This is a genomic window from Flavobacterium ichthyis, assembly GCF_009915155.1.
In the GTDB taxonomy this organism is placed as follows: Bacteria; Bacteroidota; Bacteroidia; order Flavobacteriales; family Flavobacteriaceae; genus Flavobacterium; species Flavobacterium ichthyis.
The window spans coordinates 26,951-37,896 of the sequence record NZ_JAABLM010000018.1 but is presented as its reverse complement, the minus strand read 5'-3'; the positions used below and the strand labels follow the sequence as shown (position 1 = coordinate 37,896).

General features: G+C 32.6%; 6 protein-coding genes. 1 reads left to right on the top strand and 5 read right to left on the bottom strand.

The window, feature by feature from the left end; genetic code table 11:
- Positions 1-331 precede the first annotated feature (331 nt).
- The 3 genes from GV828_RS12285 to GV828_RS12275 form a co-directional block, all read right to left on the bottom strand.
- Positions 332-1,282: a nucleotidyl transferase AbiEii/AbiGii toxin family protein gene (locus GV828_RS12285; protein ID WP_166537797.1), complete on the bottom strand. Its 951-nt coding sequence runs from the start codon at positions 1,280-1,282 to the stop codon at positions 332-334.
- Between the two features lies 1 nt (position 1,283).
- Positions 1,284-1,859, bottom strand: coding sequence for a DUF6088 family protein (locus GV828_RS12280; RefSeq protein WP_166537796.1), 576 nt, complete (start codon positions 1,857-1,859; stop codon positions 1,284-1,286).
- A 106-nt stretch (positions 1,860-1,965) separates the two neighbouring features.
- The gene (locus GV828_RS12275; protein ID WP_166537795.1) at positions 1,966-3,132 is read right to left on the bottom strand and encodes a site-specific integrase; all 1,167 of its coding nucleotides are present in this window, start codon (positions 3,130-3,132) and stop codon (positions 1,966-1,968) included.
- A gap of 91 nt (positions 3,133-3,223) precedes the next feature.
- On the opposite strand from GV828_RS12275, the gene GV828_RS12270 reads away from it, so the two are divergent.
- Positions 3,224-4,330: a type IIL restriction-modification enzyme MmeI gene (locus GV828_RS12270; protein ID WP_166537794.1), complete on the top strand. Its 1,107-nt coding sequence runs from the start codon at positions 3,224-3,226 to the stop codon at positions 4,328-4,330.
- Here GV828_RS12270 and GV828_RS12265 read toward each other — a convergent pair.
- Positions 4,327-8,100 carry an Eco57I restriction-modification methylase domain-containing protein gene (locus GV828_RS12265; protein WP_208103196.1) on the bottom strand — a complete coding sequence of 1,258 codons (3,774 nt, stop codon included), beginning with the start codon at positions 8,098-8,100 and terminating at the stop codon, positions 4,327-4,329. The two genes, GV828_RS12270 and GV828_RS12265, sit on opposite strands and share 4 nt — an antisense overlap.
- A gap of 3 nt (positions 8,101-8,103) precedes the next feature.
- Positions 8,104-10,944 carry a helicase-related protein gene (locus tag GV828_RS12260; RefSeq protein WP_166537793.1) on the bottom strand — a complete coding sequence of 947 codons (2,841 nt, stop codon included), beginning with the start codon at positions 10,942-10,944 and terminating at the stop codon, positions 8,104-8,106.
- Positions 10,945-10,946 lie beyond the last annotated feature (2 nt).

The following is a 10,946-nucleotide window of genomic DNA, read 5'->3' as shown; positions in this document are numbered from 1 at the left end:
ATTTTATTCCTTTAGGTTCACGAATGAATGAATATTTTGATATGTGATAAAAAGAAAAAACCCTTAAAATCATACGATTTTAAGGGTTTAAATTCAATTTGCATTTCAGCTGGCGGAGAAAGAGGGAATTGTACCTCTTCTCTTATGCGTTGATATATAAGGATTATATATTTTTTTCCTATTTTAGGGTCTCGCTTTTGCTCCTCTATTTGACTTGCAAATTTTCGAAATCTTATTAAGCAAATATAATGAATTAAAAATTACTATCAAAATATGGGTAAAATTAGATGTTCAATGGTTGAACTTGATAGTTTATATTTTTCAATTTTGCTTATAATTTTTCAACCCATTTACCGATTTCAGCAAGTAGCTCATTAAAATCAGGTTGACCTTTATAATACAATTTTGCCGTTTTTTTATAGCGTTCAATAAATCGCTCCCTAAGTTCTGGATTCTCTAGCAAAAAAGCTTCATTTTCAGCGATAGGTATTATATAGTCTTTTGGTGGAAAGCGAGTTTCTTTATGTTTTTGATACTCTTCTGTGTCTATAAATACTTTTACCGTATCATCTTGTAACAAACTATAGACATCATAATACTGACGCATTAAATTTTGCCGTTCTTCATTGTCTTCCTGTTCCTGTCTAAATTTAGTCGCAATAGTCTGTAATTTTTCAACAAAAGTGTAGCCAATGTGATAACAAGCAATATCTATAGCCCGATTGTCGATTATATCAACACCTTGCTGAACTGCTTTGTCATATGCCCAAGATGATATTGTTAGTGGATTATTTGGTGTTACTGTGTCAAATCCAACCTCCAATAATATACCTTCTTTAACTCCGTCAATGGCATCCGTTTTACTTTCATAGTGTAATCTTATCCCACCGCTACGATATTGTCTTTGGTCGTCAAAAGCTTCGTCTCTTACTACTGATATTATACCATCTACTTTTATATCGTTTGCTAAACCATCATAAAAGTCTTTTCTTTTTTGAATATTCCTAGGCTTATTGTTGTTTGGATTTTCATTGATTTCCATTTCAACAGGTGGTTTGATATGGATATCGATGTCTTCGGAAAAACGATGTATTATTCCATAACCCTTGGATAAAGATGTTCCTCCTTTGAGTTCAAATTGAAACCCTTGCTGTTTTAGACCATAGAGTACATGCATAATCCAATAGTCTTTTTCCACAAGACCAGGTTCAATATTTAATTCTGCTCCTACAATACGGAGCAGATCACGGAAGTTTTTATGATTGTGTAAGTAGTCAGACATATTATACTGTGAGAACAGGTTCTAACATTTTTTTTGCTTTAACACTACCATACTCCTGAAGTGATTTTTTTAGTTTTTTAGCATCCATTGCTTTTGCTTTAGAACGCACTTTCGACACAACTTCTTTTGGGTCTTCAGCTAGTTGATCTAAGTTATTTAACAAATCTACCAATAAAAACTCAGGCGTTACTTTATTTGGAAAATGAGGTTTTACCCTAAATGAAAACATCATACCACCAAGGTTAAAATCCCCATGGCGTTTGTGGTTGTAAACCGTTTTGCCATTGTATAACTGAGTAGTTCCTACTCCTAAAGAATTATAAGCATTTAAGGAAGTTACCAAAAAACGTTTGTCTTTGAGAAAAGAACGCACTAACACTTCTTCTTCGGGAGGTGTCTCTCCAAAGACAGTTACTTCAGGATAATAGTATAAACCTTGTGACAGTTTTTGTAAAATGCCTTCCTGTACTAGTTCATCTAAATGACGGTCAACAGATTTTGACCACTTAGATAAATCAGCCCTACGGTATACTTTTCCTCGCTTTAAGTGTTTTTTTAATTCTTGTAACTTATTCATAAGTACAAAGTTAGTAAATAATATTTAATTGCATATATTTTTATTGAAAATTCATGCAAAATATATAAATAATTTAATCTGTTTATTTATTCATTTAAAAAGTAAATTATAATTTATCCCATTTTTTCATTTCTTTTTCTTTTACCGAATCAACAATTTTTGCATAAACTTGAGTTGTTCGAATATTTGTATGGCCTAACAGTTTACTTACAACTTCAATTGGAATTCCTAAAGAAATTGAAACAGTGGCAAACGTATGTCTTGCAACATGACAGGTTAGTTTTTTGTTTAATTTTAAATTAGCACCAATATTTTTCAATACTTTATTTGTTACTTTATTACAATATACTCTAAAAATAATATCGTCATTGAAATTAGCTTCAGGAAGAAATTTTTTTGCCTTGTTACTTAAAGGAATATTCACTAAATAACCTGTTTTATGCATTCGAAGATGTATAGAACTATTAATAATAGTTTTTTTAGAAAGAGTTTTTAAATCAGAATATCTAAGTCCTGTGTGACACGCAAATAAAAAATAACTAAGAATCTCTTTCTCTATTGGTTTTGAAAAATTATTCATTAGATAATAATTTGTAAGGCTATTTAATTCTTCAATTGAAAGAAAATCTCGTTTTCCATCAACTTTTTTAATTGAAGTGTACTGAAAAGGATTACTTTTTATGTATCCAAATCGAATTGAAATATTGACAAATGTTCGTAACACTCTAAGACTTTTACTAGCTGTATTTTCATTATTTTCTAGAGTATTAAGCATATAGTATCTATAATCGTTTATGAACTTCTCATTAATGTCTGAAAAGAAAATTTCTCTTTTAAATTTTAAAATTTTAGAGATCTGAGACTTATATCCAAACCAAGTTTCCTCCTTAAATTTTATTCTATTTTCTTCTAAGTAACATAAGATATAATTGGTAAAGTTTCCTTCTCCTTCTAATAAATTATGATTTAAACCAAGTAATCTTTCTTTAAATTGCATTAGACTCAATGGAAACTCATCATTAGTAAAATTATTTACCAACAACTTGATTGCTTTCTTATCGATTGCATCCAATAGTGTATTATGGCGCTCATGATTCTTATTTTGAATTTTTACTCTTTGATTTCTTAAAGACCAATCTCTTAAAGGAATTGCGACAGATGTAACAGTCTCTATTTTCTTTCCTTTTAAAAAGGCTCTTAAATAAACTGGATATAATCCATATTTATTTTTATCTTTTTTAATTACAAAACGATAGCTTATTTTTATGCTCATAGTAAGTGAAGTATTTGTGAAGTGAAATCATTAATAATTTGCAAGTTGCCATTTTTAAAGCAATAGAAATCAGGAACTATTAACTTAATTTATGGAGATTGGAAAACCTATGCCTCTATTATCCAATAAAGGAAAGAGTTTTCAGGGGAGTATTGTTCTTGGAAAGGGATTTATACTAACTACTGAAGAAGCTGAAAATCTAATAAAAAATGATCCTCGAAATAAAGACGTGATATTTCCTTATCTTAACGGTGATGATCTAAATAATGATTCAGAACAAAAGCCATCAAGATGGGTCATTAATTTTTTTGACTGGGATGAAGAAAAAGCTCGAACTTACCCTGATTGTTATCAGATAATTGAAAAATTAGTTAAACCAGAACGTCAACGATGGAAGATTGATAATGAAGGAAATGAAATAGTTGGCACATACGCTTTAAGAAAACCATTACCTCAAAAGTGGTGGATATACGGAGAGAAAAGACCTGCTTTGTATAATGCCATATCTGAGTTAGACCAGGTAATGGTTTTGAATCGTCACGCAAAACATTTATTAATATCCATTTGCAAGAATAATATTGTATTTTCTGAAGCAACGGTTGTATTTGCTCTTAATTCATTTTCAAATTTCTCTATCTTATCTTCCTCTATTCATGATGTATGGGCTTGGAAAAATAGTTCAACCATGGGTACTTCCACTTTGAGGTATTCAGGTACTAATGCTTTTGAAACTTTTCCTTTTTCATCAATATCATCGGATCTCTTAAATAGTTTAGGTAGTAAACTTCATCAAATACGCCTTAAAATAATGAAGGAAAATAAGATTGGTTTAACAGAATTACAAAATAAATTCCATGACATCAATATTAATAATGAGGCTGAAATATATTACCACATAAAAGAATTAAGAGAACTGTATCGAGCAATTGATAATGAGATTATTAAGTTATATAAGTGGACTGATATTGACTTAAAGCATGATTTTTATGAATTAGATCATCTTCCTGAAAATGATCGTTTAAGATTTACAATTTACCCCAAGGCAAGGAAAGAAATTTTAAAGAGGCTATTAATAATTAATTTACGGCAATATGCTGAAGAATCAAAAACTAATGTAATTCATACAAAAAATAATAAGAAACTTCAGAAAGTTTCTAAAATTAAAACTTCAAGTAGTATTTTGTTCCCTGAAGATTAAAATAACTTCAGGGAATTATCTGCTACTTTTTTATTGCTTACCTTTTTAGATTTGGAATTAGTATTAGAACTTTTTGATGCATCTTCTTTATAAATTTTATGATTAAGTAAAAGTAATCGTTTCAAAACTTCTCTACGAGCATCTGGATGGATGGAAAAACGTACTCTATCATTTTCTGGTAAATATTCGAGATCGTAAAAATTGTGCTTTAAGTCAATATCGCCCCATCTATATGATTTGATTACTATTTTATCAAGTTTTATAGCAATTTCTCTAAATTCCCTGATATCATTAATTAATTCCGTGATTTGGATATTAATTCCAACTTTTATTAAATGTTTCTTTATTAAATTTAATTGCTTGTCTTTTTCATTAATTTTTTCTTGTATTCCTTGAGAATGAAATATATTATAAAATCTTGTTAAGCCGATTTTATATTTGTGCATAATTAACTTTCTAATATTGTAATAAGTTTCACCAATATCATTAAGTTCTTTTTTATTTTCAATAGAAATTTCTTCTGGAAAAGGAAACGTTTCAAAGACTTGTGTTGGAGCGTAACTTAAATCTGCTTTCATAGTACTAGAATATTTCCAAGCCCAATAAATGTGAAAGTTTGATTGTAAAAATGCAAACATTGTGAATGAATTATTTGCAAATACATTTAATTTAGCGTCCAATACCTTATTTGGTTCGGTAAAAGCAAATGCTGTAGTTTTGGAAACTTGCGCAATAACCATTACCTGGTCTAACTCAGATATGGTAGCGTAAAGTTCATTTCTAGGTCTTAAAAACTGCCACCATTTTTCTTTACCTCCTTTATCTTTTTGAATTAACCTCTCAGGCTTAACTAATCGTTCCACTATATCAAAGCAATCTGGATAAGTTTTTGCCTTCTCTTCATCCCAGTCAAAAAAATTAATGACCCATCTTGATGGCTTTTGTTCTGAATCATTATTTAGATCATCACCGTTAAGATAAGGAAATATCACGTCTTTATTTCGAGGATCATTTTTTATTAGATTTTCAGCTTCTTCAGTAGTTAGTATAAATCCCTTTCCAAGAACAATACTCCCCTGAAAACTCTTTCCTTTATTGGATAATAGAGGCATAGGTTTTCCAATAACTTCGGAATCATCTAAATAAGACGTTATTCTCTCTACAAATTTATTATCTAGAGTAAAATTATTTTTCCATTCACCTTTATGGATGGTAATTAAAGAAACTTCAACAGCAGCTTGACCTGGCCACTTCATAGAACGAATAGCATGATTAATTATACCATTATTTGAGCAAATAAAATCTAGCCCCCCTTCACGAGCAGATCCTTGAGCAATAGTATTCGTGGAAATCAACGACTGAAATCCATTTATTTTAATTACATCAAAAATTCTTCTAAAAAAATAAGTTACCAAATCTACAGCTCCAATTGGCTGGTAGTAGTATTTTAGAAATTCAAGAAAATCAGTTCCGTAATTACCACTCAATTTTTGGCCTCCTAAAAATGGTGGATTTCCCAAAATACAATCAAAACCACCATTTTGAAATACTTGTGGGAATTCTAAAAACCAATGAAAAAAGTGTTTTTCAGAGCTAATTCCCATTGCTGCACCACGATCTATAATTTGAGCTTCGGTTTTCAGGTAACTCATGTATTGGCTGTGAGTGGTGAGTTTTTCTTTATTGTCTTCTGTTTTTGGTATAAAGAATTGTGCCACTTGCAAATCGGCAATTTGTTTTAGGCGAAACCACTTTTTGCCTTGGGTTAAATCGTGGTATGCCTTTTCTTTTTTTGCAATTTGTTCGGGTGTGTTTTCTGGTAGTTGAGAAAACGTAATAAAATCTTTCTGGATTCCTTTTAAATCATCATCCACATTGGTGACATTGTATGTACTAAGCTGGTCTTTTGTTTTGCGTTCTAAATCATTTCGCTTTTTAAACGCTGTGGCAATTTCTTTATCATCACCTGGTAAAGTTTTAAAGGCTTCGCTGGCAATACCGCTTTCTAATTCTTCAAAATGTGCCAACCCTACAATGGCATTTCCGTTTTTAATGTGGTGGTCTAAGAAGTTGAGTGGTTGTCCCGGTTCGTGAGCTTCTAACCAAAGGGCAACTTTACACAATTCTACGGCTAATGGGTTTAAATCGACACCATAAATACAGTTTTTAATCACATCACGAACGGCTATTCTCAAAGCCGAAGGTGTAGGTTGGTCTTCTTTTCTACGAACACGCGCTAATTCAAAACCAATACGTCGGGCCGCTGAGAGCAAAATATGTCCGCTACCACAAGCTACGTCGCAAACCGTAATACTTAATAATGCTTGTTCCGGATCTGCTTCTTTTAGTTTGTCTGCAATGATGTAATCTAAAGAGTGAACAATTAATGGTTTTACTAATTCTTCTGGTGTATAGTGCGATCCTGATGAGGAACGATCGTCTCCTTGTTTAAAACGAAATTCCCCATTTTCTACTACTGGTTCAAACTCCAGCAAACCTTCATACACCGAACCAAATTCTTCTACATCCAAATCGGCATAGTTGACACGGATGGTTTGTTTGTTTTCGTTTTCAAAGGTTACCAAGTATTTGAATACTTCTAAAACAGATTTGTTGTTTAAAACAGTATTGTCTAGACTTTGAATTGCATTGTTGCTAAAAATTCCAGAACCCAAGGCATCAATCCCTAAAGCCTTTCCAGTGTTGGCATCTTCAAACAAACGGAAGGTCATTAGTAACGATTGCCAAAGATCTGTTTTCTTTGGGTCGATGTACACCGCTTTGTCTACCAAATAGGTTAAACGCTGAATGCTGTAGAATTTATAGTAAATGTCTTTGAGTTTCTTTTCTTCATCGGTTAAATTATCTTTGTAGATAAGGTTACGTTCTTCGATCACCAATAAAAACAACACCCTATATACCGAACGAAGAATGTGTAAATAATACTGCTTAGCGTTTAAAGTATTATTTTCTAATGCATGCTGTAACTCTTGGTTTTCGGATTGTTTTAATAAGCCATTAGCCAAGGTTAGTATCGATCTTTCTACCGCTTGACTTAAGCGTTCCCGAATACGTGAACCGGATGCTAAGGCTTCGTTATGGTAGAATTCTATGATTGCATCTTTTGCTTCTTCTTTAGTTTCTTTTAAACGCGAAGCATGCAACAAACGATAGAAAATAGCAAACTCGGCATAATGACCTTCTTCTACCATTTGCTCTAAGTTGAACTCCAAATAACTCAAACGCGATAAACGAGTGGCATCACGCAACACTCTGAAATGGATTCCATTGGTTACAAAACCATAAATATGCTCTGTAGAATTGATGTATTCCTGCATCAAGGCATGAGGGGACAACCTCGGTCCGCTCTCTGCTTTTCTGTCTAAAGATTGTTCTGAACCTACAATGTGAATAGGGAAGCCATCTTTGTTACTGGCTCTATGCGAAATGGCATACGACTTTCCGTTGACAATTTCAGCATTTGATAATGCTACTTCATATCCTAACTGGTTGAGTAAAGGTAAAATCCAATATCTACGAGTTTCAGTAACACCATTATCGTTAGCTTGAAAAGCATTGCGTTTTTGCTTGAAAATTTGCCAATGTGTATTGATTAAACTCCAAGCATTACTGATTTCATCACGCACCAATTCATTTGGCTTTAATCCAAAATCTTGTGGCTTTTGATAGCTAATATTATCTTGGCGAATTCGATCCAGAATTTCGCTCGTAAAAATATTTCCTTGTATGTTTATAGTAGTAAACTTCATGGCTTAAAAAAGGTCTTTAGGTTTTGGCAATAAAATATAAACACCCATGACATCGGGAGGCAAAACGGGAGTCGATTTTTCATAACTTCTACCACCAATTAATGCTTTGAATCTTCCGTGTGCTTCTACTAACTTATCAGCTCTTTGTGTTGCAATTTCTATAAAAGCATCTTTTTTATTTTCAAAGGAATGTAATTCATGCTCTAAAAATTGTTGTTGTCTTTCTAGTGGTAAATTGCTCAGCGGAATTGCTTTTGCGACTAAATCCTGAGCCATTACAAAATCAACAGGCTGTAACGCTCCATTTTGCTCTGAATAACCCCATAGGCACATTTCTTCTGCTACCGATTCGTTTTTAGAACGTACTTCTTTTACCACGTTTCGAACACGAAACATAACTAAAGTAGTTTTGCTTTCTACGCTTTCTGTTTGAATAACACTGGTACGGGCTAAATTATAATTATTTCCTTCTTCTTCAAATGCATTACTAATAACATAATGACACAATTGTTCTATAAAACGATGATTTCTCCCAATATACTGATAGCCTTTGGGTGTTGGAGAATTGAAGGCTATTTTTGTTTCTGTTTTTCCTTTAGCTTGTTCTGTTGTGGTTAACAATGCTACTTGTAAATGCTTAGGCAAATTGGTTACTTGTACTCTATAGCCTTCAAAATCTTGTGTTAGAGAAGCTCCTAGTAATTGCAATGCATAAGTAGCAAAGCTTTCCACTACTTTGGGATCTCCAATGGCTTCATCTACTTCTTCTAAATCTTTTTTGATAGCTTCAGCATCAACTGACTCTTGTGCAAATATAGAACGTAAGTTTTCTCCTTTTTTTCTCGCCAGTTCTAGCTCATTATCAATCTTAATTTTATCCTCTTCAAACAGCGTTAATTGATCAGCTTCTGAGGTGGTTTTTAAGATTTTCTGCGTTAGTTCGGTCATTAGTGATTTGTTGTTTTCACCAATAGGAATGGTAACTCCAATACTTCTTTGAATTTCTCGTACTTTTCGAATTAACACTTCTAAAATGAATTTATCCATTGGGTTGTTTTCACCATAAAGCATGTAGGTTTTTATCTCTGAAGAAGTTTGACCAAAACGATCTACACGACCTTCACGTTGTTCTATACGGTTGGGATTCCAAGGTAAATCATAATGCAAAACGGCATTGAATAAGTCTTGTAAATTAATCCCTTCACTCAAACAGTCTGTTGCTATTAAAACACGTTTTTCATGTTCGCCCATTCGTTGAATTTCTTCTTTACGTTGCTCATCAGCTAATTCTGAAGTAATCGCCTGTATCAAAACACTTTTAGGAAGTACCTCTCTTAATTTTTCTTCTACATATTTTGCCGTTGCTATGTAATGGCAGAAAATAATGGGTTGGAATCCTGCTTTTAACCATTTTTGAATGATATCAATTGTATGTTTTATTTTTAAATCGGTTTCAGGATTTTCAATTAGTTCTTCAGCCTTTCTTAATAAGTTGGTTAAACCTTGTAATTCATTTGCTTTATAGTCTACAGCATTTAACAAATCATTTCTAGAAAAATCTACTCCAAAGTCATTTTCTTCAAATAAGGTATTTTCAACAGCTTCTGTTCCTATCTCAACAGATTCTTCATCTTCAGAAGTTACTTTAGCATACCTCTTTTCAAGCATTTCTTTTGCCATTACTGGACTAGACATAGCGCCTTTAATTAATGCAATAGCTGCCCATGAACGTAAGAGTTTAGTATTCTCATTATCGGTTTCTACTTCGGAAATACCTCGTGCAAAAGCTACCAAATCATTATAAAATGATTTGGTTGTCTCGGATAGTGTAAATCCCACCTCTTTAGAATCTCTCTCAGGAAATAGTGTTTCTTCATTTAACCATCTGCGAATATTTTCTCTTTTACGTTGAATGAAATATTTAGCTATTTTTTTTCGATCAGATTGCTCTAATTTTTCAAAATTAAGTTCTTTAAAACTTGATTTTAACAAACCTAATAGAGACAAAAACTCTTCGTCTTTTCCACTATGAGGAGTAGCTGTTAACAATACTAAATGACGTTTTTCTTGTTCTGCTATATCATGAATTAGGTTATAACGCTGTTGTTGATTCTTTGAAGTTGAGCCTTTAGGCAAAGTACATGTATGTGCTTCATCTACAATCACCAATTCAGGGCAATCGTTTAAAAAAATGCCTCTGCGTTTATCTGTTTTAATAAAATCTACCGAAATAACTTGATAAGGCAAATGATGGAAAACCGAACGGTCATCTGGTACCATTCTATCTAACCTAGAAGCTGTACTGGAACGAACAATCTCTGCATCAATATCTAATTTATCTTTTAATTCTTGCTGCCATTGTTCACAAAGATGAGGAGGACAAATCACAGCGAATCTTTTGATTTCACCACGCTCCATAAGTTCTTTTATAATTAATAAGGCTTCAATGGTTTTACCGATTCCAACATCATCAGCAATTAAAAGTCTAGTAATGTCCTGTTTTAATGCCATTACTAAAGGAACCACTTGATAGGATCTAGGTCTAAACGATAATTTACCCATGCTCCTAAATGGTCCGGCAGCATTCCTTAAAGAAAGACGTGAAGCATTATATAATAGTTTAGCCGTTTCAAAATTTCCAATCTGATTAGGAGTTGGTTCTTTGAAAGTAGCTTTATCAATTTTTTCAAAATCTTTAGCTAATGGTAAAAAAATACCTGTTGTTTCTTCATCAGATCCACCGAGTGGTTTTACCATGACAAGCAATTCTTCATTTGAAGGCAGAACCATCCAATCGCGATTTCTATAACTTACTAAATTCCCAGGTGTATATTTGTTATTCATTC